The following is a 24,923-nucleotide window of genomic DNA, read 5'->3' as shown; positions in this document are numbered from 1 at the left end:
TCCGCTAAACACGGGGGCTGCGCGGCGGACACGCCGACGTCACCGCAATGCCACGCCATTTTGCAGAACTTGACGCACACAACTGCGAAGGATCACCACAGACGGCTTCCATTCTGAACCACAGATGGATTCCAGGGTCTCCGCGATGTCGCTTCGCTCCTGCTCCGCGCTGGATGACGAAGATGAAGTTAGCCCATGGCTAATCGCAGCTCAGAGCATCGACGGCTGCTCCCCAAAAAAAACGGCCCGCCTTTCAGCGGGCCGTTCATATACTAAGTCGGCAGTCTGATCACTGAGCCGGTGCCGGCGCGGGTGCCGGAGCCGGAGCCGGAGCCGGCGCGGGTGCAGGCGCGGGTGCAGGCTCTGCCGGAGCCGGAGCGGGTGTCGCCGGAGCTGGCGCAGGAGCCGGTTCGGCTGGCTTCATCGGCTCGGCAGGTGCTGGGGCCGGAGCCGGTGTGCTGGCTGCGGGCGGTTCGGCAGGCGCAGGTGCCTCGCTACGTCTTCCAAAAACATAATAGGCGACAATTGCCAGGATAACGACGACCAGTGCAATCAGCCAGCCGCTGCCGCCGCCGCGTGGCCGTGCGGTACCCGGTGAGGTGAATGGGTCGTTCGGATTGGGTGTGTTCGCCATAAAAGTGTCCTCCGTGGATGAAAAACATCAAGTAATAGCCATCAACGTACAATCGTTGAATCGGTTTCACATTAGGCGTTGAAAACGCCGAAAACAGGGCAATTCTGATCCGGAATCGCTTGCAGGCATGCATTTCCACCGCAAAATGGGTTTCGATCGAGCCAAACCGAACCTTTTTCAGTTTCTTGGCACGAAGCGCGGCTGGTCCGCCGTCGCGCCACGAGTAAGGGCTGGTCCCGCCTCGGCAATGATTCGGTGTGCAACTCCGCCGTGTCGTTCAGTTGACGGCGGTCACCGTATAGCCGATCTTGCGGAAACCCTCGACCAAGCCTTGCGCTCCGGGAAGGTGCATGGCGCCGACCGCCATGAAGACATTGCCGTGGGCGAGGATCGGCGCTGCACGATCGACCATCACCTTGTTGCGGCTGGTGATCATGGTCTGCTCGAATTCGGCGTAACCCGATTGGTCGTCGACCTGTTCGGGGATGACGGCCCGAAACAGCGGTACATACATGCCAGTGTCGCCACGCCGGTAAAGCACGATCATGGTTTCGTTGACGTCGTTCACCTTGTCGCCAAGCTTCAGCGTATCGACCAGCCCCTTCAGGTGAAAGGCGATCGGCAGCGAAGCCATGGCGCGCAGCTGGTCGGCGATTGTCTCCAGCCCCTCGACCGATTTGCCCGAAGCCTCGGCGTCCTTGGCAAGCTTGACGTCGAGCACCGGCGCACCGCCAGCCTGGCGGGCGACTTCGCATACAGGTAGCGCCACCATCGCCGACAGCAACCAAGGTTTCATCTTGGCGACGGTCGCTGGCGGGATGCCACGCGCATCGAGCGCCTTGTTGACCACCGCCGCATCCTCCGGCGACAGCAGCGACGAAAGCGTCGTCTTGTCGGTGAACATCATCAGATCCGGCTCTTTCAGCAGTGCTGCCATCATCTTCTGCTTGTCGAGCACTTCGGTGGTCTCGATGATGACGGTGCCAGCCGCATCGAATGCCTTCTGCGCGGCGGGTGGCAGCGTGGTGACGCGCGGGTCGGTAACGTGCATGGTGCCGAACAGGAAGGACGGTTTTTCGCCCGATTTTTCGAGCTTCCACAGCAGGCCCTTGCCGTTCGGCGTCGCTGCCGCGTCTGCCTCGATCTTGCGGTAGGCAGCCGGGTCGTCCTTTTGCAGCGCGCTCAGCATATCGCTACCGCCGCAGGCCGAAGTCTCGGCGCGTGCCTTGCCCGCGGCGAGCAGCGCGACGATGAGGAAAGAGAGGAAAAACAGGGCGTTGAGCGCGACGAGCAGCTTCAGCGACATATGGGTCGCGCGGTCGGCGATGGCGATGAGGCGTTTCATGCTGCGCTTCTAGGCGCAAAAAGCGGCAAAACGGTTAACCGGCGCATCAAAATTGTTGCGAGATGGCCACCGACACATGCATCGATCACGCACGAGGATGAGCTGCTTCGTAAATCTCGAGCAGCCTGGCGGTGTCGACGCCGGTGTATATCTGGGTTGTCGACAGGCTGGCGTGGCCGAGCAACTCCTGGATGGTGCGCAGGTCGCCGCCGCGCCCTAGCAGATGCGTGGCGAAGGAATGGCGCAGCGCATGCGGCGTCGCCGTGTCGGGCAGGTTGAGCGCCGAGCGCAGCTTGGCCATGTCGCGCTGGACGATTGCCGGGTTGAGCGGGCCGCCGCGGGCACCGCGAAACAGCAGGCCCTTGGGATCGAGATGCCAGGGACACAAGCGGCGGTATTCGGCAATCGCCCGCAGTGCCACCGGCAGCACCGGCACCAGCCGGGTCTTGCCACCCTTGCCGGTGACGCGCAGCACGGTATCACCAGGTGAGGAAAGATCGGCGCCCGACAGGCCGAGCGCCTCGGAGATCCGCAAGCCGGACCCATAGAGCAGGGTCAGCACGGCGGCGTTGCGCGCGGCAATCCACGGCTCCTCCGCCAGTTGGCCTTCCACCGAGACGACGTGTTTTGCATCGCTTGCGGTCAGCGGCTTGGGCAGCGATTTCGGCTGCCGCGGCGCGCGCAAGGCTGTCGCACCTGCCGCATTGGCGAGGCCGCGCCGTTCCAGGAAACGCAGCAGCGAGCGGATGCCGGCCAGCCCGCGCCCGAGCGTGCGGGCGCCGGCGCCCTCGGCACGGCGGGCAGCGAGAAAGCCGCGCAGATCGGCGGGGCGCAGATCGGCGATGTCGGAAATGCCGGGCGAGCCGCCGCAATGGCCGGTCAGGAAATGCAGGAACTGGCGCGTGTCGCGCTCATAGGCCTCGACGGTTTCGGGCGATAGCCGGCGTTCGCGCGCCAGCATCTTCAGCCAGGCCTCGCGCGCCGCCTGCAGGTCGGGTTTTGCCGGTATGAGGAATTCCTGCATTGCACTCTTCCAGTTCCCCGCCATCTTCCGGCACGCGGGTTAGGAAGCGGTGAAGAGCGGCGTCATTGAAATGACGACGGGCTGGGGTTAGAGCAAGGCAAAGGATTTTCCGCAGATGATCAAGCCGCAAAACCCCGTCCAGATGGCCGTGATCGGTGCCGCGCATGGCATCAAGGGCGAATTGCGCGTCAAGAGCTTTACCGGCGACCCGCTGGCGCTGGCCGATTACGGTCCGCTCTACGCCAGGGATGGCCGCGCCTTCCAGATCGTCGACATCAGGCCCGCCAACACCGTGGTGGTGGTGCGGTTCAAAGGCGTCAACGACCGCAATGCCGCCGAGGCGCTGGCCGGCACCGAATTGTTCGTCGACCGTTCGGTGTTGCCCGATGAGGGCGAAGAGGATGAATTCTACCATGCCGACCTCGTCGGACTGGAGGTCAAGGATGACATCGGTGCCATCATCGGCAAGGTCGTCGCCGTGCATAATTTCGGCGGCGGCGACATTCTCGACGTGACGCTGGCGGGGCGCAAAGGCGTGCTCATCCCGTTCACGCAGGCCGCTGTTCCGGAAGTGTCGATCGCCGGCGGCTTTGTCCGCGTTGATCCAGCCGCCGCAGGGTTGGTCGAGGACGAGGACGGCGAGCCTCCCGCTGACGACGGTTTCGACCCCAAGGGCAGGCCGCGCGGGCCTAGGGACGCCGGAGGCAACCGGTGAGTTTTTCGGCTTCGGTGCTGACGCTCTATCCCGAGATGTTTCCCGGCGCGCTTGGCCTGTCGCTGGCCGGCCGCGCGCTCGAGACCGGCATTTGGTCGCTCGAAACGATCCAGATCCGCGACTTTGCCAGCGATCGTCACCGTACCGTCGATGACACGCCGGCCGGCGGCGGCGCCGGCATGGTGATGCGGGCAGACGTGCTGGCCAGCGCCATCGACCATGCCTCGCCGGCAGCCGATCCACGTCCGCGCCTGCTGATGAGCCCGCGCGGCAAGCCGCTGACGCAGGCACGGGTGCGCGAGCTCGCCGGCGGGCCGGGTGCGGTGATCGTCTGCGGCCGCTTCGAAGGCGTCGACCAGCGGGTCATTGAATCGCGCGGCCTCGAGGAAGTTTCGATCGGCGACTTCATCCTGTCCGGCGGCGAGCCGGCGGCACTCGTGCTGCTCGACGCCGTGGTGCGCCTGCTGCCCGGCGTCATGGGCAATGCGGTATCGGGCGAGGAAGAGAGCTTTGAAAACGGCCTGCTCGAACATCCGCATTATACGCGGCCGCAGGAGTTCGAGGGCCGGCCGATTCCCGAAGTGCTGATTTCGGGCAATCACAGGAAGATCGCGGCTTGGCGGCGGGCCGAAGCGGAGAGGCTGACGAAGGAGCGACGGCCGGATCTTTCAGCCGCTCAGCCCTTGTCGAAATAGTAGAAAGCCAGGAACAGGCCGACGGCGATGACGAAGCCGCGCACCGCGTTCTGCGGCACGCGCCTAGCGATCCAGACGCCGGCATAGCCGCCCAGCGCGCCACCCGGGATCATGATGATCGCCTGCAGCCAGGCAATGACGCCGCCCGAGACGAAGACGAGGATGGCAACCGCAGCGATGACCACGGCCAGCATGTTCTTCAGTGCGTTCAGCCGGTGATAGTCGCCGGACTGGGTGAGACCGAGCGTCGCCAGCATCATGACGCCCATGCCGGCGCCGAAGAAGCCGCCATAGGCGGCGGTGGCGAACTGCGCCAGCGACCCGACCAGAGAACCCACCGCGGCCTCATGCTCCGGCTTGGGCGCCGGCTTCAGCCATGGCCCGGCAGCAAACAATGCGGTTGCCGCCAGCAGCAGCCACGGCACCAAGGCGCGGAAGGACGGGTTGTCGAGCCCTAGAAGGATGAGCGCGCCAGACAGCGCACCGAGAGCCGAAATGAGGCTGAGCAGCAGTGCGCCGCGCCAGAAATGCTTGATGTCGTGCCAATAGGCGAGCGTCGAGGTGATGTAGCCGGGGAACTGCGTCACCGACGATGTCGCATTGGCGACGATCGGCGGCAGGCCGGCCAGGGTCATGGCGCCAAAGGTTATGAACGTGCCGCCGCCGGCAACGGCATTGACCGCGCCTGATAGAAAGCCGGCGAGAAAGAGCAGGACCGCGTCCAAGATTGGCATGAGGGGTGTCGTCGCTGGAGGAAAATGCTTATCTTCCGGCTTAGGAAGCTTGACGCGCGGGCGCAACCCCCTGGACCACAAGCGATCACGGGATTGCCACAGCGGGCGCCAGCCCAAGAAGCAGCGCAAAAAAGAAACGGCCCAAAAAAGAAACGGCGAAGACGTGACAAAGCGCCGAAATAGCTGTATGTGCGCGCCGAACCGGAAGAAAAATCTGCCAAGAGCGATCTTCTGGCCCGTCAACAATGACGGTGTAGTCGCCCCTGCCCGATGTTCTCGAACAGACGTTCTCGAACGAAGGGCATAGCCGAGCGGTCGATGCGACTGCAAGGCGAGTGTCGGGCGCTCTGACTGTCGGAAGAACAAGAAGTGGATTTTTGAGATGGACATCCTCCGTCAGATCGAGGCCGAGCAGGCCGCCAAGATCGAAGCCAAGCGCAAGCTCCCCGAATTCCAGCCCGGCGATACCGTGCGCGTCCAGGTCCGTGTGACCGAAGGCACCCGCACCCGCGTCCAGGCCTATGAGGGCGTCGTCATCGCCCGCGCCGGCGCCGGCTTCCAGGAAAACTTCACCGTCCGCAAGATCTCCTACGGCGAAGGCGTGGAGCGGGTGTTCCCGGTCTATTCGCCGATGGTCGAGGGCGTCGAGATCGTGCGCCGCGGCAAGGTGCGTCGCGCCAAGCTGTACTATTTGCGAGACCGTCGCGGCAAATCGGCCCGCATTTCGGAAAACACCGGCGTGCGCGCCCGCAAGCTCAACGACGAAGAGCGCGATGCGCTGAACGCCGAGAAGGCGCGCATCGAGGCCGAGAAAGTGGCCGCCGCCCAGGCGCTGGCCGCCGAGAAGGCCGCGCAGGACGCCGCCGAGAAGAAGGCCGCCGACGAGGCCGCCAAGGCCGCGGAAGCAACTGCCGCCGAATAAGGCGTCTTCAAAACTCATGGTTTTGGAAAGGCGGCTTCGGCCGCCTTTTTATTTCACGAGGTGGATTCGATTTTGCCGGTCCGCAATCGATACGGATCGTTCTGTAATTGCCGCCGTTGAAAGCATTGGAATTCATTTTCGTGCCGAGCGGCGCATCAGAGCGGCTTGCAAGGCGCCTGCGGAAAGCTAAAGTCGGCGCCGGATTTCCTGCATGCCTCGGTCGATCGAGGCGGTTCAGTTCCTGGGGAGCATAGTCATGATCAATTCGAAACTGCTGCTGGCCGGCCTGCTGGCTTGCCTTCTCGTGCCGGTCGCGGCTCTGGCGCAGGCGCTGCCCGACCTCGGCGGCAAGAAGGTGGTGGTGGTGACCGAAAACGCCTATCCGCCGCTGCAGTTCATCGATGCCAAGACCGGCAAGCAGATCGGTTGGGAATATGACGCGATGAACGAGATCGCCAAACGGCTGAATTTCAAGGTCGAGTACCAGAATACCTCTTGGGACGCGATGATCCAGGCGGTTTCCGACAATCAGTACAACATCGGCATGACCGGCATCACCATCAAGGACGACCGCAAGCAGAAGGTCGATTTCTCCGATCCGTATATGCGCTCGGAACAGTTCATGCTGGTGCGCGGCGACGAGAAGCGCTTCACCGATGCAAAGACGTTCGCCGCCTTCAAGGACGGGCTGATCGGCGCGCAGGCCGGCACCACGCCCTTCTACACCGCCGTCTACAGCGTGCTCGACGGCAACGAGCAGAACCCGCGCATCAAGCTGTTCGAGACGTTCGGCGCGACGGTGCAGGCACTGAAGGCCGGCGACGTCGACGTCGTGCTCACCGACGGCACTGCCGGCAAGGGCTATGTCGATGCGTCCAATGGCGGCCTTAAGCTGATCGGCGGCCCACTCGGCACCGAGGATTTCGGCTTCATCTTCCCCAAGGGCTCCGACCTGGTGAAGCCGGTCAACGCGGCAATCGCCGCGCTCAAGGCCGACGGTACGCTCGACGCGCTCAACAAGAAGTGGTTCCTTGATTACAAGATGGGGCAGTAGGCCCGCTTGTTGCGCGCATTTCATGACGATTGTGCGCGGGAACTCGCGCTGACTCTGCGCTCGTACACCCCCCTCTGTCCTGCCGGACATCTCCCCCTCAAGGGGGGAGATCGGATTTCGCATCGGCTTTCGCCAATTTTCAGTGTTGCAGAACGGGCCGCGAGGTCAAAGCTGCCGATCTCCCCCCTGGAGGGGGAGATCGCCGGCAGGCCAGAGGGGGGTGTGACAGAACGCTGCCTTCGTGACTCTGTTATCGGTACCGCTTGATGCCGTCGGCGCCTCTCGCCTCAGCCAAATCCGACTTCCCGTGGTGGCTTGCCGTGGCCGTGGCGATCGCCTTGGCCGCCGCCATCTTCATCGCTGCCAGCGACCTCTATGCCCAGGTCTTCGCAACCGTCGCCAAGGGCATCGGCGTCACCATCTTCGTCACGGTGGTCGCCTTCGCGCTGGCTTGCGCGATCGGCCTCGGCGTCGCGCTGATGGGCCTGTCGGGCTCACGCTGGCTCAGCCAGATCGGCCGCTTCTACGTCGAGATCATCCGCGGCGTGCCGATGCTGGTGCTGTTGTTCTGGATCGCCTTTGCCGGGGCGCCGGCCTTCGTCGCGGCATGGAACGCGCTGACGGCGCCGCTGCAAAGCGCCGGCCTCTTCGGTGAGCTGCTGGTACGCGACGTGTCGTTGCTTTGGCGCGCCGTCATGGCGCTGACCATCGGCTATTCCGCCTTCATCTCGGAGGTGTTCCGCGCCGGTATCCAGGCGGTCGAGAAGGGGCAGATCGAGGCGGCCAAGGCGCTCGGGCTGACGCGCACCCAGCGCTTCCGGCTGGTCATCTTTCCGCAGGCGATCCGCACCATCCTGCCGCCGCTCGGCAATGATTTCGTCGCCATGGTCAAGGATTCCTCGCTGGTCTCGGTGCTCGGCGTCGCCGACATCACCCAGATGGGCAAGATCTACGCCGCTGGCTCGTTCCGCTTCTTCGAAACCTATTCGATCGTCGCCTATATCTATCTCATCCTGACCGTCGGCCTGTCGTTGGCCTTGCGGGCGCTGGAGAAGCGGCTCCGCCACCAGCATGGGGAATAGAAGGCAGGCGAAAACGGCGCTACCATCGAGCGGACGCGACCGGGGAGGACCGATGATCATCGACAAAGCCAATGCGGCGCTGGAAGCGGTCTATACGGCCGACACGCCTGAGACGCTCGCCAAGGCCTATGCGCAATGGGCCGCGACCTATGACGGCGAAACCGCGGCGCTCGGCTATCTCCTGCCGTTCCTGATCACCGCCTGGGTGGCGCGCCATGTGCCGCCGGGCGAAGGGCCGCTGCTCGACGCCGGCTGCGGCACCGGCCTGTCGGGGCCGCCGCTCAAGGCGCTCGGCTACCACGATATTGCCGGGCTCGACCTGTCGCAGGACATGCTGAAAATCGCCGGCAGCCGGCAGGCCTACAGCGAGCTGAAACAGGCGATGCTCGGCGGGCCATTGCCTTGGGCGGACGGGTATTTCCGCGCCTTTTTCTCGACCGGCGTGTTCACCATAAGCCACGCACCGGCGTCGGGCCTGCATGAACTGGTACGGATCACCAGGACGGGCGGCCACGCCATCTTCACGGTCCGCGACCAGGTTTTTGAAAGCGGCGGGTTTCAAGCCGTGTTTGGCGAACTGGAGCAGGCGAAAAAATGGCGGCCGGTCGAGGAGAGCCCGTGGTTCCGCTGCTACGCAATCGCCGAGCCCGACGCGCTGGTGAAGACCTTCGTGTTCGAGGTGCTGTGAAGCGCCTGCGAAGGCAGACGCGATTGCTGAAAAGCCAAAACATTGATATGAGCAGCGCCATGGAAGAGCTTTTTGGCGATCCGGCCTATAAAGGTTTCGTGCTGCAGGACAGGAAACGCCTGCCGTCGCGATTTTCCGCGCGCGTCTGCGGGGCGCTGACCAGCCGACTTAGCTAGGGCAGACTCGCCAGGCTGTTTCGCCGGTCCGACCGGCGTCGTTTTCCCTTTTTAATTCGACGGATTTACGCAAATGAGCGCACCGCGCACCCTCTACGACAAGATTTTCGACGACCATGTTGTCGACCGCCAGGACGACGGCACCTGCCTGCTCTATATCGACCGCCATCTGGTCCACGAAGTCACCAGCCCGCAGGCTTTCGAAGGCCTGCGCATGACCGGCCGCAAGGTTCGGCATCCGGAAAAGACGCTGGCCGTGGTCGACCACAATGTGTCGACCTCGCCCGAGCGCAAGTTCGGCATCAAGAACGAGGAAAGCCGCATTCAGGTCGAGGCGCTGGCCAAGAACGCCAAGGATTTCGGTATCGAATATTATTCCGAGAAGGATATCCGCCAGGGCATCGTCCACATCATCGGTCCCGAGCAAGGCTTTACGCTGCCCGGCATGACCATCGTCTGCGGCGACAGCCACACCTCGACGCATGGCGCGTTCGGGGCGCTGGCGCATGGCATCGGCACCTCGGAAGTCGAGCATGTGCTGGCGACGCAGACGCTGATCCAGCGCAAGGCCAAGAACATGCTGGTGCGCGTCGACGGCGCACTGCCGGAAGGCGTCACCGCCAAGGACATCATCCTCGCCATCATCGGCGAGATCGGCACGGCCGGCGGCACCGGCTATGTCATCGAATATGCCGGCGAGGCAATCCGTGCGCTGTCGATGGAAGGCCGCATGACGATCTGCAACATGTCGATCGAAGCCGGCGCGCGCGCCGGCCTGATCGCGCCCGACGAGACCACCTTCGCCTATGTCAAGGACAAGCCGCGCGCCCCCAAGGGCGAAGCCTGGGACGCCGCGCTCGCCTACTGGAAGACGCTGCAGTCCGACGAAGGCGCGCATTTCGACAAGATGGTCGTGCTCGACGCGGCAAAGCTGCCGCCGATCGTCTCCTGGGGCTCCTCGCCCGAGGACGTGGTCTCGGTGCAAGGCATCGTGCCGAACCCGGACGACATCACTGATGAGAACAAGCGCACCTCCAAGCAGCGCGCACTCGACTATATGGGCCTGAAGCCGGGCACCAAGATCACCGATATCGAACTCGATCGCGTCTTCATCGGCTCCTGCACCAATGGCCGCATCGAGGATCTGCGCGCCGCCGCCAAGGTGATCGAGGGCAGACAAGTCAATCCGCGGGTCAGTGCGATGATCGTGCCGGGCTCCGGCCTGGTCAAGGAACAGGCAGAGGCCGAAGGCCTCGACAAGATATTTGTCGCCGCCGGCTTTGACTGGCGTGAGCCGGGCTGCTCGATGTGCCTTGCCATGAACGACGACCGGCTGAAGCCGCATGAGCGCTGCGCCTCGACCTCGAATCGCAATTTTGAGGGGCGCCAAGGTTTCAAGGGCCGGACGCATCTGGTGTCGCCGGCAATGGCCGCGGCGGCGGCGATCGCCGGCCATTTCGTCGACATCCGCGAGTGGAAATAGGGCAGGCGCGCGCAGTCGGATATGAGGAGCCCGAGCCGCAATGCGGTTCGGGCATTCTTCAGTCGGGCCGCCTGACGAATTCGTGGAATCCCTCACGGCGGCCGGGTTGGTCCTTTGCGACGACCAGCGCCAGTTGGCGCTCGTCGAAGAGTTTGAACCATTCATCCCATTCGACCAGTTCATAGCCGCCGGCATTGACCGGACGTTCGGCCTCATCCTGGTCCTGATAGGCATGCTGGCCGAAGACCAGCCTCAGCATGGGCTGCGTTCCGGCTTCGGGCGACACGTCGACGATCGCCGGAAAGCCGGCGCGTGCCGCGGCCCATGAGCGAATTGCATCGTGATCGGTCAGCATGATCGTGTCGGCCATCGGAGCGTCTCCTGGTTGCCGTCGTGAAACGCCGCTCGCCGTTCGCGGTTCCGCCCAGCGGCTTTGTCGACGTACCTGTCGTATATTCGCTTTCGCTTAACCGCTTGTTTGGGCTTCCGCTCTAAGGTCCTCCAAGGGGAAGCGAGGGGAAATTACAGCGCTTGGACACCGGCCTGCTCATAGCGCTGCTCAATCCAGGCATCGCCCTCACACTCGGCGCGGCATTTCTCGTGCTGTGGTTCTATCAGCGCCACCGTCCCTATCTGGCTGTGCTGGCGGCGGGCTACTCGGCCTCGGCCGCAGGCTTCCTGCTCCAGTATTTCACGCTGCCGGTCGGCATGGCGCCGACCAAGCTCATCTCGATCCTGTGCTTCACCTTCGCCACCTGCTGTCTCGCCGGCGCGGTCATTGCGCGCTATGGGCGGCGCGTGCCTTACCCGGCGGTCGGCATTCTGGCCTGCGGCGGCCTGGCCGCGTTCTCGTGGTTTCTTTTTGCCCGGCCGGATCTCACCTGGCGCATCCTTGCCATCAATTTCAGCTTCGGCGGCATCAGCCTGGTTGTCGCCGCCGAGTTGCGCGTGGTGCGCAACAACGGCCCGACAGAAATGATCCTGTTCGTGCTGTCGCTGCTTTCCGGCCTGAACTTCCTGGGGCGGACGCTTGCCGTCGTCATCGCGCATGGGCCGTTCACCAGCTATGAAGGGCTTTACTCCTCGTCCTACTGGACGACGGCTCTGCTGTCGCATGCATTGCTGTCGCTGCTTATTGCGCTTTGCCTGTTCGGCGCCGCCGCGCTCGATGTGATGAAGGCCCTGAAGACCGAAACCCTGACAGACCCGCTGTCGGGCCTGCTCAACCGCCGCGGCTTCGAGGAGCGCGCCATGCTTGTCCTGCAGCACTGTGCCACGGCGCAATTGCCGGTTGCGCTGGTGCTTGCCGATCTCGATCATTTCAAGGCGCTCAACGATCAGCATGGCCACGCGGCCGGCGATCGCGTCATCGCCGACTTCGCTGCCAAGCTTCTGTCGGCTGCAGGTACGCGCGGCGTTGCCGGCCGTATCGGCGGCGAAGAGTTCGCCGTGCTGATACCGCTCAGCGACCTTGGCGCGGCAAGACTGTTTGCCGAAGCCATTCGCACGGTCTATTCGGCGGGCAGAATCGACGGACTTCCGCCCGACACAAGGGTGACCGCGAGCTTCGGCGTGGCCGCCCGCACCAGCGACGAAGGGCTGGACCCGCTGATGCGCCGCGCCGACGAAGCGCTCTACAAAGCCAAAAGGAGTGGCCGCGACAGCGTATGCCTGTCCTATCAGCGGCCTGAAACGGTCGTCCTTCCCAATCGGACCAGTGCTGGCTGAGCGTCAGCGGCGGCTTCGAATTAACGTCTTTTTCGCGCGTTGGTGATTTGCTGTTCGGGGGGAGTGCCAAAACGCCATGGGCAGCGCTAATTTCATCCTGCTGATCAACCTGTTCGTTACCGGGCTGCTGGCGGCGGCCTTCATGACGATCGCGGTCTATGACGCCGGCCGGGTGTCGGCACGCTGGCTGGCGTTCGGCTATGTGCTCGGCACGGCTTATTTCGCGATCGAGTTCAGCATTCCTGCCTTCGACAATGCGCGCCCCGTGGTTGTCGCCGCCTTTGCCGCCTTCCTTGGCGCTACCGTCGCCTTCAATGGCGGGCTTGCCCATAAATACCGCGTTTCGCCGCCTTGGCCGCCGATGCTGTTCTTCCTGGTCTTCGCCACCCTCGCGGTCCACTTCGTGCAGGACCTGCCACGCCAATCCTTTGTGCGAATGGCGGCCTACCAGCTTCCCTATGCGGCTATGCAGTTCACCGGGCTGGCGATCGTCTTGTCGTCCAGGCAAAGACGCGAGCGGCTCGACTATATGCTGATGGCTGTCCTGGCGGCCAGCACCTTGCAGTTCGCCAGCAAACCCTTCATCGCCCATGCGCTTGGTGGCTGGGGCGCCAATCCGCAATCTTATGCGCAGACCAGCTATGCGTTGGTGTCGCAGTCGGTCGGCACCGTGTTCGGCCTGGCGCTTGCGCTGGTGACATTGGCTATCCTGGTCCGCGACGTGCTCGCCGAGGCGACGTCGAAATCGGAAACCGACACGCTTTCGCGGCTGCTCAACCGTGGCGGCTTCGAGCGCCATGCCGAGATCGCGCTGCGTGACGCCATGCGGCGCGCCGTTCCAGCGGCACTGGTCATTGCCGATCTCGACCATTTCAAGCGCATCAACGATACTTACGGCCACGCGTCGGGCGATCGGGTCATCGAGACCTTTGCCGGGTTTCTCCGCGATGCCGCGGCCGACCATCATGTCGCCGGCCGCATCGGCGGCGAGGAATTCGCTATTTTCCTGCCGGGGACCAATCTAGCCGCCGCCCGGCTCTTTGCCGAGGGCACGCGTAGCGCCTTCGGTGCCACGCCGATCGACTGCCTGCCCGCGGATCACCGCTGCAGCGCCAGCTTCGGCATTGCCGAGCTTGGTCCGGGCGAAAGCTTTTCCGACCTGCTGCGGCGCGCCGACAAAGCGCTCTATCAGGCGAAGGGCAGCGGTCGCGATTGCGTGCGTGTCTCGGCGGGGCCGGCTGTTGCCCTGCCGGCGCCGTCAACCAAGGGCGGCGTGGCCGTCAGCGGCAGGGGCTGAGCTCCGGCATTTCGCCGTCGGAGAGGCCGTACATATAGCTGCGGCCCTTGACGAAAACCGGCGGCCTATAGCAGTCGCCGCCGCGGACATCGTCCGATTCGTTTTCGTAGATCACGTCGGGCTGGCCGGCGCTGGTGTAGTCGGACAATTCCTTGGCCAGCTTGCCCTCGCCAACGAGGATACGCTTGTAGCCGGCGGCGCTGTCGATGACGAGATTGCCGAAGGAATCGGCATAGACGCGGTCATGATGGCGCGTCCCGGCGAATGCCGGTGCGACGACGCCGACGGCGAGCGCCGCCAATAGGAACCAGGGAAGGCGCGATCCTGCTGAATTCGAATGCATGGCGTGCTGCTCCATTGCTGAGAGGCAAGCCTCCTCGAATCAGAAATTAACCTTTTATTAACCTTTGTTAAGAGGGCAACCGCAGCAGGGGCGAGGTCTCGGAAAATATGGTTAATACTCGATCGCCCACCGGCCATCATTCGGCCATGCCTTGTTCCCACCATCCCCAGCATCGGGCGCGACTCGAAAAGCATGAAATCCGGTGGCTTGCCGGAGCATCGCGGCGGGCTCGATACGCGGGGGGAAAGCAGCAAATGAGATTACGCCGCACGTTTCGGATGGCGCTGGCCATTCCGCCGCTGCTGGCTGCCGCCGCCTGCGCGCCGCAGACCAGCGCGCCCAAGCTCGGCAACACGGCCGCCGCTTCCGTGTCGCTTGCTCCCGCCGCTAGCGAACCGACGGCACCGCAGCCGCGCACAGCTACTTACAACTGCGCCGACGGTAGCGTGATAACCATCGAGAATCTCGGCACGTCGGTGCGCGTCCTCGGCCAGAACGGCGCCAGCGCCGAGCTGCCGGCGTCACCGGCCAATCAGACCAGCCGTTACGGCGAGGCGCATGACGCAATCGTGATCGATGGGCGTGAGGCGCTGGTGATGAAGGGCGGTGCATCACCGCTGGCCTGCAAGCGCTGATCCGCCCCTTGCGCCAGCCATATTTTGCAGTGCGGCGACATTGTGCCGGCGCAAGGCGACAGCCCTAATCGATTGAAGCTGAAGCCTCGCTTTCATCAGACTAAATTACGTTTTCGAAACGGTTTTCCGGCTTTGACGCGGTGCAAAAAGAGCATTAGAAACCGGCTGTCCGAAGTCGCAACCGGAAGCGGTAATGCCGCATTCCCACCTGAGGCTCCAGAGACGCCGAACTGGGGGAGCCATGAGCAAATCACCAGCCACCCGCGAATTTGCCAGACGTGAACGGCCGCTTTCGCCGCATCTGACCGTCTATCGGCCGCCGATCACCATGACGATGTCGATCGTCCACCGCATCACCGGCGGGGCGCTCTATTTCGGCACGCTGCTGGTCGCGCTGTGGCTGATGGCGGCGGCGAGCTCGGAGGCGACCTTCAATGCCGTCAACTGGGCCTTCGGCTCGTGGCTGGGACGGCTGGTGCTGTTCGGCTACAGCTGGGCGCTGATGCACCACATGCTGGGCGGTGTGCGCCATCTTATCTGGGACACTGGGGCAGGGCTGGAAAAGCATACGGCATCGAGGATCGCCTGGGCGACGCTGGCCGGCTCGGTCACGCTGACGCTGCTGATCTGGATTGCCGGCTACATGGCGCGGGGAGCCTGACATGAACGGCAAGAACCCCGACATGCGCACGCCGCTGGCCAAGGTCCGCGGCCTCGGTTCCGCCCGCGAGGGCACCGGCCATTTCTGGCGCCAGCGGCTGACGGCGATCTCCAACATCCCGCTGGTCCTGTTCTTCGTCGGCTTCCTGATCGCACTCAACGGCGCCAGCTATCTCGAGGTGCGCGCCGCACTTGCCAATCCGTTCGTTGCACTGGTGCTGGCGCTGGTGCTGTTGTCGGTGCTCTACCACATGCGGCTCGGCATGCAGGCGATCATCGAAGACTATGTGCATGGCGAAGGCACCAGGCTGGCGCTGCTCGCCCTCAACACATTCTTTCCCGTAGTCGTCGGCGTCGCTTCGGTCTTCGCCCTGCTTAAACTGGCATTTGGAGGCTGATTTTTTGGCCAAGGACGCGAAGAACGCCAACACGGCTTCCGCCTATAGCTATGTCGATCACAAATTCGACGTCGTGGTCGTCGGCGCCGGCGGCGCCGGCCTGCGCGCCGCGCTCGGCATGGCTGAGCAGGGCCTGCGCACCGCCTGCATCACCAAAGTGTTCCCGACGCGCTCGCATACGGTTGCGGCGCAGGGCGGCATCGCCGCCTCGCTCGCCAATATGGGGCCCGACAACTGGCAGTGGCATCTCTTCGACACCGTCAAAGGCTCAGATTGGCTGGGCGACACCGACGCTCAAGAATACATGGTGCGCGAAGCGCCGGCGGCGGTCTACGAGCTCGAGCACTACGGCGTTCCCTTCAGCCGCACCGAGGACGGGAAAATCTACCAGCGGCCGTTCGGCGGCATGATGATGAATTTCGGCGAGGGGCCGCCGGTGCAGCGCACCTGTGCGGCCGCCGACCGCACCGGCCACGCCATGCTGCACACGCTCTACGGCCAGTCGCTGAAGCACAATGCGCAGTTCTTTATCGAGTATTTCGCGCTCGACCTGATCATGGAGCCGGACGGCACCTGCACCGGCGTCGTCGCCTGGAACCTCGACGACGGCACCATCCACCGCTTTTCGGCCAAGATGGTGGTGCTGGCGACCGGCGGCTATGGCCGCGCCTATTTCTCGGCCACCTCGGCGCATACCTGCACCGGCGATGGCGGCGGCATGGCCGCACGCGCAGGCCTGCCGCTGCAGGATATGGAGTTCGTGCAGTTCCACCCGACCGGCATATACGGCGCCGGCTGCCTGATCACCGAGGGCGCGCGCGGCGAGGGCGGCTATCTCGTCAATTCCGAGGGCGAGCGCTTCATGGAGCGCTACGCGCCGTCAGCCAAGGATCTGGCTTCGCGCGACGTGGTTTCGCGCTGCATGACGCTGGAAATCCGCGAGGGCCGCGGCGTCGGCCCGAAGAAGGATCACATTTTCCTGCATCTCGACCATCTCGACCCGGCCGTTCTGCACGAGAGGCTTCCGGGTATTTCGGAATCGGCAAAGATCTTTGCCGGCGTCGACCTGACCAAGGAGCCGATCCCGGTGCTGCCGACGGTCCACTACAATATGGGCGGCGTGCCGACCAATTACTGGGGCGAGGTGCTGAACCCGACGGCGTCGAATCCGGACCAGGTGTCGCCCGGGCTGATGGCGGTCGGCGAAGCCGGCTGCGCCTCGGTGCACGGTGCTAACCGGCTGGGCTCCAACTCGCTGATCGACCTGGTGGTGTTCGGCCGTGCGGCGGCAATCCGGGCCGGCCAGGTGATCGACCGCACATCGGCGATCCCTTCGCCCAACGAGGCCGCCGTCGAAAAGATAATGGACCGCTTCGACCGGCTGCGTCACGCCAACGGCTCGACGCCGACAGCGGTTTTGCGCGAAAAGATGCAGAAGGCGATGCAGGAGGACGCGGCGGTGTTCCGCACCCAGGAATCGCTGGAAAGCGGCTGCAGGCGCATTTCGCAGATCTGGGGTGAACTCGGCGACGTCAAGGTGTTTGACCGCTCGATGATCTGGAACTCCGACCTGGTCGAGACGCTGGAGCTGGAAAACCTGATGGCCAACGCCATCACCACCGTCTACGGCGCCGAGGCGCGCAAGGAAAGCCGCGGCGCGCACGCGCGGGAGGACTTTTCGGCCCGCGACGACGCCAACTGGCGCAAGCATACGCTGGCTCGGCTCAACGAGGCCGGCGAGGTGGCGCTCACCTACCGGCCGGTGCACACCGAAACGCTGCTTAAGGAAGCAGACGGCGGCATCAACCCGGCCAAGATCGCGCCAAAGGCCAGGGTGTATTGAGGTCATGATGAAACATCTGATCGCCTTGGCATTTCTGGTTGGCGTCGGAGTGCACTCGGCGTCTGCCGAGACGGTCTATATCTATGACAACGCTGACAAAATCTCGAAAATGGTGAATGATATTCCCGTTTGGAAAGATGCCGCCACGGCCCAATCGTCAAGTCGAAATTTTTATTCCAAGAACGTCGGGCACATCAGATGTCTGGCAAGGCCTCCGGCCAGTGGCGCACTAAAGCAAATCGGGAAAGCATTTGAAGTGCGCGTATATGCCCGCTGTACCGGCTTCGTGAACGCCCTCTACGTTCATACGGAGAAGTAGAATGGCGTCGGCGGCAGCAGGATATTCCGGCACGCCTCTTCCGGCCAAGCTCGGCCTGAAGGACGGGATGACCGCGGCCTTCATCGCGCTGCCGGCGGAACTGGACGATCTGGCCGACGCCGTCGGTTTTGCCGGTGTCGACCGGCTGGCCGACTGGTCGGCGATTTCTGGCATTCGCCGGAAATATGATGCCGTTCACGCCTTCACCAGGCAGCGTGTCGAGATCGAGGACCGTCTCGGCGACGTCGAAGCGGCGATCAAGCGGGACGGCATGGTCTGGGTGTCATGGCCGAAGAAGGCATCGAAAGTGCCGACCGACGTCACCGAGGACGTTATCCGCACAGAGGCGCTGAAGCTCGACCTCGTCGACGTCAAGGTCGCCGCCGTGAACGAGATCTGGTCCGGGCTGAAGCTCGTCATCCGAAAGGACCTGAGGTAATGGTCGAACTCACGCTTCCGAAAAACTCGAAGATCATGGCCGGAAAAACCTGGCCGAAGCCGGAGGGCGCGACCAATCTGCGCGAATACCGCATCTACCGCTGGTCGCCGGACGATGACGAGAACCCGCGCATGGATACGTATTTCGTCGACATGGACGATTGCGGGCCGATGGTGCTCGACGCGCTGCTCTGGATCAAGAACAAGATCGACCCGACGCTGACGCTGCGCCGCTCCTGCCGCGAAGGCATTTGCGGCTCGTGCGCCATGAACATCGACGGGTCGAACACGCTGGCCTGCACCAAGGGCTGCGACGACATTTCCGGCGCGATCAAGGTCTATCCGCTGCCGCACATGGCTGTGGTCAAGGACCTGGTGCCCGACCTCACCAATTTCTACGCCCAGCACGCCTCGATCGAGCCGTGGCTGAAGACGGTGTCGCCCGAGCCGGCCAAGGAATGGCTGCAGAGCCATGAGGACCGCGAAAAGCTCGACGGGCTCTACGAGTGCATATTGTGCGCCTGCTGCTCGACCTCCTGCCCGAGCTACTGGTGGAACGGCGAGCGCTATCTCGGCCCGGCGACGCTGCTGCAGGCCTATCGCTGGCTGATCGATTCCAGGGACGAGGCGACGGGCGAGCGGCTCGACAATCTCGAAGACCCGTTCCGGCTCTATCGCTGCCACACCATCATGAACTGCGCCCAGACTTGCCCCAAAGGGCTCAACCCGGCCAAGGCGATCGCCGAGATCAAGAAGATGATGGTGGAGCGACGGGTGTAGGCGGCGGGCGAGTTGCAGCCGAGATCGTCTCGTCCGCAGCGATCCTTCGCGCCCCCCTCTGTCCTGCCGGACATCTCCCCCTCAAGGGGGGAGATTAGCAGCTTGGAGGACAGCGCCCTTTCTGCAGCCTTGAAAAGTGGCGAAGCGGTGATGACAGCCAATCTCCCCACTAGAGGGGGAGATGTCCGGCAGGACAGAGGGGGGCGCTGTCCCGCCGAGTTCGAAAGGATAGCAAACTTATGACCGATATCGACCTTCCCATCCTCTCTCCCATCGAAGCCCGCGTGCTCGGCTGCCTTATCGAGAAGAAGGAGCTGACGCCGGACGTCTATCCGCTGACGCTCAATGCGGCACATGCGGCGGCCAACCAGAAGACGGCGCGCGAGCCGGTGATGTCGGTCGAACTTGGCGAGGTCAGAAGAGCGCTTGGCCAGCTCGAGCAGAAGGGCCTAGTCAGGCAGGTGTTCGCGTCGCGCGTCGAGCGCTACGAGCATGTGGTGGCGCAGCGCTTTTCCCTGACCTCGGCGCAGATCGCGCTGCTCGGCCTGTTGCTGCTGCGCGGCCCGCAGACGGCCTATGAATTGCTGGCGCGAAGCGAGCGCATGGCGCGGCTGCCGTCGATCGACGAGCTTCGCGGCAATCTCGATCTGCTGATCGGCCGCCGGCCACCGCTGGTGCAGCAGATCGATCGCGGCCCAGGCCAGCGCGAGGATCGCTATGTCCATCTGCTCAGCGGGTCGCCGCAGCTGTCGGCTGCCGCAGCGCCCCTGCAGTCGTCCTCGCCGGCGTCGGATCTGGAGACGCGCGTGCAGGCCCTCGAGGAAGAGGTCGCGGCATTGCGCGCCCGTCTCGACGCACTGTCCGGCGATGGGCGATAAGGATTTTCGAGACGTCGGGGACGGCCCCTCAGGTAACGTGTTCGTTGCCTACTTTCGATTGGCTGGCGCTGCCCCGCCTGCCGGCGACCTCTCCCGTATAGGGACGAGGAGAGGGACGCTCTTCGACGGTTTCGTCAATCATCAACGTTGCAAGAAGAGTGCCGCAGCTGCGGCCAGCTTCTTTCTCCCCGTCACTTACGGGGAGAAATGCCCGGCAGGGCAATGAGGGGCGGCGCCGACTTCAACAATTGATGGACTCCAACACCAGTTGGAATCTATCAGGCATAAAAGCTCCCTCACCCGAGCCTAGCGTCGAGCGATACTTTGATGGCGCCGAGCGCTTTCGAGACCGGGCATTCGGCCTTGGCCTTCTCGGCCAATTCCTTGAACTTGGCGGCATCGATGCCCGGTACCTTGCCGACCAGGGTGATCGCGCTGCCGGTGATGCCGGTGCCGGGAACCAGCGTTACCACGGCCTTGGCGTCGAGTTCGGCGGCCGGAGTGCCGTTCTCGGCGAGAAAATGCGAAAGCTGCATGGCGTAGCAGCCGGCATGGGCGGCGGCGATCAGCTCTTCCGGGTTGGTGCCGGATTTGCCGCTCTCGTCCTCGAAACGCATCTTGGCGGAATAGGGCGTGCCCTTCAGCGTCCCGCTCTGTGTATCGAGCGTGCCTTTGCCTTCCTTGAAACTGCCTTTCCAAACGGCGTTGGCGGTGCGGTCCATCAATTCCTCCTTGATTGTCGTGATTGAGCCCGTGATCGGCATCCAGTCGACTATAGCGCGCGCCGGAGCGAAGGCCACCCACGCTTTCGTATCGGCGGCAGCGTGACACATCATGTCGAGCGAAAAAAAATTCGAAAAAAATACGCGTGCAAAAATGTCGACTTCCATCTGTCCCGGCCGTCCTGCGGGCGGCCATGGACTTGGTGGCCGGATGGAGGACCACATGAACAACCTGTTTTCTGCTCACTGCACAAGCACCGGCTACAGGGCCGGTGAACAACAAGCCGACTGGTCGCGCCTGCAGCCTTCCGGCTTCGGCCGATTGCTTGCGGCGATTGCCATTATCGGGATTGCGGTATCTCTTCTCGACTATGCTGCGGCCGGTCTCGATTCTGCGGCAGGCAAGGGCTCCGCGGAGATTTCCGTAGCCTCGTCTTCGGCTTCAAGCCAGGAATGGAGATAAAAATGAAGTATGTTTGCCTGGTTTATGGTGAAGAAAAAGATCTCTACGCAATGACGCCCGAGAGGCTGGCCAAGCTCGACGCCGATTCGATGGCCCATGACCGGTCATTGGACCAACGCGGGATGCTGATCATCGCGCAGGCGCTGCAATCGGTGAAAACGTCGAAAACCGTTCGCAGGCGCAAGGGCAAGCGGCTGGTCACCGACGGCCCCTTCGCCGAAACCAAGGAGCAGTTGCTCGGTTTCGTCATGATCGAGGCCGAGAGCCTCGACGAGGCGCTGGAGATCGCGGGCGAGATTCCGCTGGCCGAAATCGGCACGATCGAGGTGCGGGCGATCTATAAGGTGCCCGGGTCATAGAGATGTCTCGATAAGTTCCTCCGCGGAGCGGCGGGGACCAACGACTGGCATGGGCTTTCGTTTTCTTCGTCGGACGCAACTTTTGCGTGTTGAAGCGAAGCAATACTTCTCCTATCGTCGCCGAGATCGGGGGATTTCGGGGCATGCATATATTGATTGCAGCAATCGGCCTGCTCGGAGCAGCGGGCTTCTGGTGGTACCGGCTGAAGATCATGAACGACGCGGCGCGTGAGGTTGCCGACGTCGTTGGCCGCGTGCAGGGCAATGTGCGCCGCAAGAAGCTGCGCAAGCAGGCGGCACTCTCGCCGCTGACGGCGATCGACGATCCGGTCGTGGCGGCCGCGACGCTGATCACCGCCATCGTTTCCGAGAACGGTCCTATCCTGCCGCAACGCGAAGCCGCCATTCAATCGGTCATTTCGGAGATTGCCGATAAAAAGCAGACCGATGAGGCGGTGATCTACGCCAAATGGGCGGCTTCGCAAATCGACGACGCCACGGTCGTCATCGACAAGCTGGCGCCGTTCCTGCGCGAACGCCTCGACGCGGCTGAAAGGAACGATCTGCTGCAGATGGTCGGCCGTGTGGCGGAGGCGGGTGGGCAAAGCCTGCAGATTTCCGACCAGCGAATGCTCAGGCTGCGCCAGAAGCTGGGCTTCGAGGTCAACTGACCGAACGGCCAGTGACGCGCACTTGCCAAGCCTAAATCGCCTCGCCCTTCAACAGTTTCGGCGTGTCGCCGGACAGACCCGACGCGTGGCGGATGAAGAACCCCTTCAGCCGCGGCATGCGTTCGACAAGGCCGAGGCCGATGTCGCGCAAAGTGCGCAGCGGGCCGAAATCGTTGGAAAACATCCGGTTCAGCACATCGGTGGTGATGCCCATCTGCACCGTGTCGAAACGCCGCCATTGCTGGTAGCGCTCGAGCACGTCGAGCGCGCCGATGTCCTGGCCGAGCCGGTCGCCCTCGACCACCACTTCGGCCAGCGCCGCCACGTCCTTGAAGCCGAGATTGAGACCCTGGCCGGCGATCGGGTGGATGCCGTGGGCGGCGTCGCCGGCCAAGGCGATGCGCGGCGCGACGAAGGCGCGCGCAATGGTCAGCCCGAGAGGCCAGGCGCGGGGCTTGTCGGCGATATGGATTTCGCCGAGTTTGAGGCCAAAGCGCTGCTCGAGCTCATATTCCAGGACCAGCGTGTCGCCACTGACCAGTTTCTCGGCATCCTGCGACCGTTCGACCCAGACGATCGATGAGCGGTTGGTGCCGTCCTTGCCCGGCTTGAGCGGCAGCGTGGCAAACGGGCCCGCGGGAAGGAAATGCTCTTCGGCGCGGCCGTTGTGCGGCCGCTCGTGCGCCACCGTGCAGACGATGCCGGACTGGCCATACTCCCATTTCACCGTCTTGATGCCGGCCATGTCGCGCAGCTTCGAATTGACGCCGTCGGCGGCAACCAGCAGCCGCGCCTTCAGCGTCGCGCCGTCGGCAAGATGCACCGTTATGCCGGCGCCGTTGATGTCGAAGGCGCTGACGGCGACGCCTTCGATGATGCCGATGCCGAGTTGTTCGGCGCGCCGGCGCAAGGCGCCGTTCAAATCCTTGTTGGCGACCATATGCGCAAAGGGTTCGCCGGGCGCGACCTCGCCGTCGAAGGTGAGGAACACCGGGCGGACCGGATCGGATGTGCGCGAATCGGTGACAATCATTTCGGTGATTGCCTGCGCCTCCGGCGCGATCTCGTTCCAGACGCCGAGCTGGTCGAGCATGCGGCACGCGGCGGCGGCAATCGCCGAGGCGCGGCCGTCCTTCTGCCAGACGCCGGCCGGCGCGGCATCGACGACGGCGACGGCGAGGCTCGGCCGCGCCTGCTTCAGCGACACGGCGGCGGCCAAGCCGATATAACCGGCGCCGGCGACCAGAACGTCGAGCGAATTCTTGCTGTCGACCATGGGCAATTCCTTTCGCAGCCTGACTGTCGCCGGGCATTCCGCCCTTGACTGCCCGCTGTTCCTGTCGGAAACCGCCATGGTAATTTTGCGGCGAGGTCAAGATGACGGCAGCCATGGACGAGCTTCTCGGCATTCTCGACCTCGAGCAGCTGGAACACAACCTATATCGTGGTCGCAGCCCCAAGCTCGATTGGCAGCGCATCTTCGGCGGCCAGACCATCGCCCAGGCGCTGGTCGCCGCGCAGCGAACGATCGAGCCCGAGCGCCACGTGCATTCGCTGCATGGCTATTTCATGCGGCCGGGCGACACCAAGGTGCCTATCATTTACGAGGTCGACCGCATCCGTGACGGCGGCTCCTTCACCACGCGCCGCGTCGTGGCGATCCAGCACGGCCAGGCGATCTTTTCGCTGGAAGCCTCGTTCCAGCAGGATGAGGTCGGCCTGGAACATCAGGTGCCGATGCCGCAGGACGTGCCGGCGCCCGACACGTTGCTGTCGCAGCGCGAATTGCTGGGCAAGTTCGGCGAAGCCGTGCCCGACGGCATCAAGCGCTATTGGGAGCGCGACCGGCCGATCGAGATGAAGCCGGTGATGCTGAAGCATTATACCAGCCGGGAAAAGCTCGAGCCGAAGCAGAACATCTGGATCCGCACCACCGGCCCGGTGCCAGCCGACCGCGCCACGCAGGCGGCCGTGCTCGCTTACCTCTCGGATATGACGCTGCTCGACACCTCGACCTTTGCCCATGGCCGCGCCATTTTCGATCGTGATATCCAGGCAGCCAGCCTCGACCACGCCATGTGGTTCCACCGCAGCCATCCGCTCGACGACTGGATGCTGTACACGCAAGACAGCCCGTCGACGCAAGGATCGCGTGGTTTTACCCGCGGCTCGCTGTTTGCCCGCGACGGCACCTTGATCGCCTCGGTTGCCCAAGAAGGACTCATCCGGCTGAAGCGGCCGCCTGCGGAGTAGGCATTTTTCGAAATTTGCCTATTTTTTAAGCATATGCACTGCCGCGCCTGTGAACAGGCAGCTGCCAGACCTTCTCGATTTCGTTGTTTAACAACAGCTTAACACCCTGCTTCGGCAATTGGCACGGAGCTTGAATCCTAGCGGGCACTCTCCGGCTCTCATGGGGATCGGCGAAGTCGTGCAAACGCGGGGACCCGCAACAGCAAAGGGTGAAACCTTATGAAGATCGTGATGGCAATCATAAAGCCGTTCAAGCTCGACGAGGTGCGCGAGGCGCTCACCGCAGTCGGCATCCAGGGCCTGACCGTCACCGAAGTAAAAGGCTACGGACGTCAGAAGGGGCACACGGAAATCTATCGCGGGGCGGAATACGCGGTCAGCTTCCTGCCGAAAATCAAGATCGAAGTCGCGGTCGCTGTCGACATAGTCGACAAGGCCGTCGAAGCCATCACTGCGGCGGCCAAGACCGGCCAGATCGGCGACGGCAAGATCTTCGTTTTCGGCATCGACCAGGCGGTGCGCATTCGCACCGGCGAAACAGACACCGACGCGCTTTGAGCTGCGGATACGTATTCCAATGGAGA

Annotated in this window: 30 protein-coding genes; 23 read left to right on the top strand and 7 right to left on the bottom strand. The window is 63.5% G+C overall.

Annotated elements, in window-relative coordinates:
* Positions 1-911: 911 nt before the first annotated feature.
* A complete protein-coding gene (locus NKJ28_RS31010; protein ID WP_352572226.1) occupies positions 912-1,979 on the bottom strand; it encodes a TraB/GumN family protein in 1,068 nt (355 codons plus the stop codon).
* Between the two features lie 85 nt (positions 1,980-2,064).
* Positions 2,065-3,003, bottom strand: a complete 939-nt coding sequence (locus tag NKJ28_RS31005; protein ID WP_352456326.1) for a tyrosine recombinase XerC — start codon at positions 3,001-3,003, stop codon at positions 2,065-2,067.
* A 115-nt stretch (positions 3,004-3,118) separates the two neighbouring features.
* On the opposite strand from NKJ28_RS31005, the gene rimM reads away from it, so the two are divergent.
* The gene (rimM, locus tag NKJ28_RS31000; RefSeq protein ID WP_352593784.1) at positions 3,119-3,718 is read left to right on the top strand and encodes a ribosome maturation factor RimM; all 600 of its coding nucleotides are present in this window, start codon (positions 3,119-3,121) and stop codon (positions 3,716-3,718) included.
* Entirely contained in the window at positions 3,715-4,413 is a 699-nt protein-coding gene (gene trmD / locus NKJ28_RS30995; protein WP_352593785.1) for a tRNA (guanosine(37)-N1)-methyltransferase TrmD, read from the top strand. The genes rimM and trmD overlap by 4 nt, the downstream gene beginning before the upstream one ends.
* Here the strand turns inward: trmD and NKJ28_RS30990 are convergent.
* Positions 4,395-5,147, bottom strand: coding sequence for a sulfite exporter TauE/SafE family protein (locus tag NKJ28_RS30990; protein WP_352572230.1), 753 nt, complete (start codon positions 5,145-5,147; stop codon positions 4,395-4,397). The genes trmD and NKJ28_RS30990 overlap by 19 nt on opposite strands.
* 382 nt (positions 5,148-5,529) lie before the next feature.
* Between NKJ28_RS30990 and rplS the strand changes: the two genes are divergently transcribed.
* The 6 genes from rplS (at position 5,530) to leuC (ending at position 10,552) form a co-directional block, all read left to right on the top strand.
* Entirely contained in the window at positions 5,530-6,069 is a 540-nt protein-coding gene (gene rplS / locus NKJ28_RS30985) for a 50S ribosomal protein L19 (RefSeq protein ID WP_352572231.1), read from the top strand.
* Between the two features lie 256 nt (positions 6,070-6,325).
* Positions 6,326-7,123 carry a transporter substrate-binding domain-containing protein gene (locus NKJ28_RS30980; protein WP_031212709.1) on the top strand — a complete coding sequence of 266 codons (798 nt, stop codon included), beginning with the start codon at positions 6,326-6,328 and terminating at the stop codon, positions 7,121-7,123.
* Positions 7,124-7,389: 266 nt separating this feature from the next.
* Positions 7,390-8,205, top strand: coding sequence for an amino acid ABC transporter permease (locus tag NKJ28_RS30975; protein WP_023679777.1), 816 nt, complete (start codon positions 7,390-7,392; stop codon positions 8,203-8,205).
* Between the two features lie 52 nt (positions 8,206-8,257).
* Positions 8,258-8,893 carry a class I SAM-dependent DNA methyltransferase gene (locus NKJ28_RS30970; protein ID WP_352638313.1) on the top strand — a complete coding sequence of 212 codons (636 nt, stop codon included), beginning with the start codon at positions 8,258-8,260 and terminating at the stop codon, positions 8,891-8,893.
* Between the two features lie 23 nt (positions 8,894-8,916).
* A complete protein-coding gene (locus NKJ28_RS30965; protein ID WP_198023639.1) occupies positions 8,917-9,069 on the top strand; it encodes a hypothetical protein in 153 nt (50 codons plus the stop codon).
* 73 nt (positions 9,070-9,142) lie between these two features.
* Positions 9,143-10,552, top strand: coding sequence for a 3-isopropylmalate dehydratase large subunit (gene leuC / locus NKJ28_RS30960; protein ID WP_352638311.1), 1,410 nt, complete (start codon positions 9,143-9,145; stop codon positions 10,550-10,552).
* Between the two features lie 58 nt (positions 10,553-10,610).
* Here the strand turns inward: leuC and NKJ28_RS30955 are convergent, their stop codons facing one another.
* Positions 10,611-10,922: a hypothetical protein gene (locus tag NKJ28_RS30955; RefSeq protein ID WP_023679773.1), complete on the bottom strand. Its 312-nt coding sequence runs from the start codon at positions 10,920-10,922 to the stop codon at positions 10,611-10,613.
* A 161-nt stretch (positions 10,923-11,083) separates the two neighbouring features.
* On the opposite strand from NKJ28_RS30955, the gene NKJ28_RS30950 reads away from it, so the two are divergent.
* On the top strand, positions 11,084-12,280 hold the full coding sequence (locus NKJ28_RS30950; RefSeq protein ID WP_352638309.1) for a GGDEF domain-containing protein: 1,197 nt from the start codon (positions 11,084-11,086) through the stop codon (positions 12,278-12,280).
* 76 nt (positions 12,281-12,356) lie between these two features.
* Positions 12,357-13,577 carry a GGDEF domain-containing protein gene (locus NKJ28_RS30945; RefSeq protein WP_352638308.1) on the top strand — a complete coding sequence of 407 codons (1,221 nt, stop codon included), beginning with the start codon at positions 12,357-12,359 and terminating at the stop codon, positions 13,575-13,577.
* Here the strand turns inward: NKJ28_RS30945 and NKJ28_RS30940 are convergent.
* A complete protein-coding gene (locus NKJ28_RS30940; protein WP_352450158.1) occupies positions 13,561-13,920 on the bottom strand; it encodes a hypothetical protein in 360 nt (119 codons plus the stop codon). The genes NKJ28_RS30945 and NKJ28_RS30940 overlap by 17 nt on opposite strands.
* A gap of 254 nt (positions 13,921-14,174) precedes the next feature.
* On the opposite strand from NKJ28_RS30940, the gene NKJ28_RS30935 reads away from it, so the two are divergent.
* From NKJ28_RS30935 to NKJ28_RS30900, 8 genes are all read left to right on the top strand, one after another.
* Positions 14,175-14,555, top strand: coding sequence for a hypothetical protein (locus NKJ28_RS30935; protein ID WP_031212707.1), 381 nt, complete (start codon positions 14,175-14,177; stop codon positions 14,553-14,555).
* Between the two features lie 241 nt (positions 14,556-14,796).
* Positions 14,797-15,216, top strand: a complete 420-nt coding sequence (sdhC, locus tag NKJ28_RS30930) for a succinate dehydrogenase, cytochrome b556 subunit (RefSeq protein WP_292663224.1) — start codon at positions 14,797-14,799, stop codon at positions 15,214-15,216.
* A 1-nt stretch (position 15,217) separates the two neighbouring features.
* Positions 15,218-15,613 carry a succinate dehydrogenase, hydrophobic membrane anchor protein gene (gene sdhD / locus NKJ28_RS30925; RefSeq protein WP_023679767.1) on the top strand — a complete coding sequence of 132 codons (396 nt, stop codon included), beginning with the start codon at positions 15,218-15,220 and terminating at the stop codon, positions 15,611-15,613.
* Between the two features lie 4 nt (positions 15,614-15,617).
* Positions 15,618-17,456 carry a succinate dehydrogenase flavoprotein subunit gene (gene sdhA / locus NKJ28_RS30920; RefSeq protein WP_023679766.1) on the top strand — a complete coding sequence of 613 codons (1,839 nt, stop codon included), beginning with the start codon at positions 15,618-15,620 and terminating at the stop codon, positions 17,454-17,456.
* Between the two features lie 7 nt (positions 17,457-17,463).
* Positions 17,464-17,775, top strand: coding sequence for a hypothetical protein (locus tag NKJ28_RS30915; protein ID WP_352572235.1), 312 nt, complete (start codon positions 17,464-17,466; stop codon positions 17,773-17,775).
* A gap of 1 nt (position 17,776) precedes the next feature.
* Positions 17,777-18,214: a DUF3052 domain-containing protein gene (locus NKJ28_RS30910; protein ID WP_352572236.1), complete on the top strand. Its 438-nt coding sequence runs from the start codon at positions 17,777-17,779 to the stop codon at positions 18,212-18,214.
* Positions 18,214-18,993: a succinate dehydrogenase iron-sulfur subunit gene (locus NKJ28_RS30905; protein ID WP_292663232.1), complete on the top strand. Its 780-nt coding sequence runs from the start codon at positions 18,214-18,216 to the stop codon at positions 18,991-18,993. Before NKJ28_RS30910 ends, NKJ28_RS30905 begins: the two co-directional genes overlap by 1 nt.
* A 239-nt stretch (positions 18,994-19,232) precedes the next feature.
* Positions 19,233-19,871, top strand: a complete 639-nt coding sequence (locus NKJ28_RS30900; protein WP_352572237.1) for a YceH family protein — start codon at positions 19,233-19,235, stop codon at positions 19,869-19,871.
* A 296-nt stretch (positions 19,872-20,167) separates the two neighbouring features.
* On the opposite strand, the gene NKJ28_RS30895 is transcribed toward NKJ28_RS30900, so the two are convergent.
* On the bottom strand, positions 20,168-20,593 hold the full coding sequence (locus NKJ28_RS30895; RefSeq protein WP_031212702.1) for an OsmC family protein: 426 nt from the start codon (positions 20,591-20,593) through the stop codon (positions 20,168-20,170).
* Positions 20,594-20,816: 223 nt separating this feature from the next.
* On the opposite strand from NKJ28_RS30895, the gene NKJ28_RS30890 reads away from it, so the two are divergent.
* From NKJ28_RS30890 to NKJ28_RS30880, 3 genes are all read left to right on the top strand, one after another.
* The gene (locus NKJ28_RS30890; protein ID WP_031212700.1) at positions 20,817-21,056 is read left to right on the top strand and encodes a hypothetical protein; all 240 of its coding nucleotides are present in this window, start codon (positions 20,817-20,819) and stop codon (positions 21,054-21,056) included.
* A gap of 2 nt (positions 21,057-21,058) precedes the next feature.
* Positions 21,059-21,415: a YciI family protein gene (locus NKJ28_RS30885; RefSeq protein WP_352450152.1), complete on the top strand. Its 357-nt coding sequence runs from the start codon at positions 21,059-21,061 to the stop codon at positions 21,413-21,415.
* Between the two features lie 143 nt (positions 21,416-21,558).
* Positions 21,559-22,086 carry a hypothetical protein gene (locus NKJ28_RS30880; RefSeq protein WP_352578116.1) on the top strand — a complete coding sequence of 176 codons (528 nt, stop codon included), beginning with the start codon at positions 21,559-21,561 and terminating at the stop codon, positions 22,084-22,086.
* Positions 22,087-22,117: 31 nt separating this feature from the next.
* On the opposite strand, the gene NKJ28_RS30875 is transcribed toward NKJ28_RS30880, so the two are convergent.
* A complete protein-coding gene (locus tag NKJ28_RS30875; protein ID WP_352578117.1) occupies positions 22,118-23,362 on the bottom strand; it encodes a ubiquinone biosynthesis hydroxylase in 1,245 nt (414 codons plus the stop codon).
* A gap of 101 nt (positions 23,363-23,463) precedes the next feature.
* Here NKJ28_RS30875 and tesB point away from each other — a divergent pair, with 101 nt between their 5' ends.
* The gene (gene tesB, locus NKJ28_RS30870; RefSeq protein ID WP_352578118.1) at positions 23,464-24,339 is read left to right on the top strand and encodes an acyl-CoA thioesterase II; all 876 of its coding nucleotides are present in this window, start codon (positions 23,464-23,466) and stop codon (positions 24,337-24,339) included.
* Between the two features lie 219 nt (positions 24,340-24,558).
* The gene (locus NKJ28_RS30865; protein ID WP_352638305.1) at positions 24,559-24,897 is read left to right on the top strand and encodes a P-II family nitrogen regulator; all 339 of its coding nucleotides are present in this window, start codon (positions 24,559-24,561) and stop codon (positions 24,895-24,897) included.
* Positions 24,898-24,923 lie beyond the last annotated feature (26 nt).

It is taken from the genome of Mesorhizobium sp. M0145 (assembly GCF_040322355.1).
Classification (GTDB): Bacteria; Pseudomonadota; Alphaproteobacteria; order Rhizobiales; family Rhizobiaceae; genus Mesorhizobium.
Note: the sequence above shows the minus strand (reverse complement) of the source record. Positions and strands in the feature narration are given on the sequence as shown.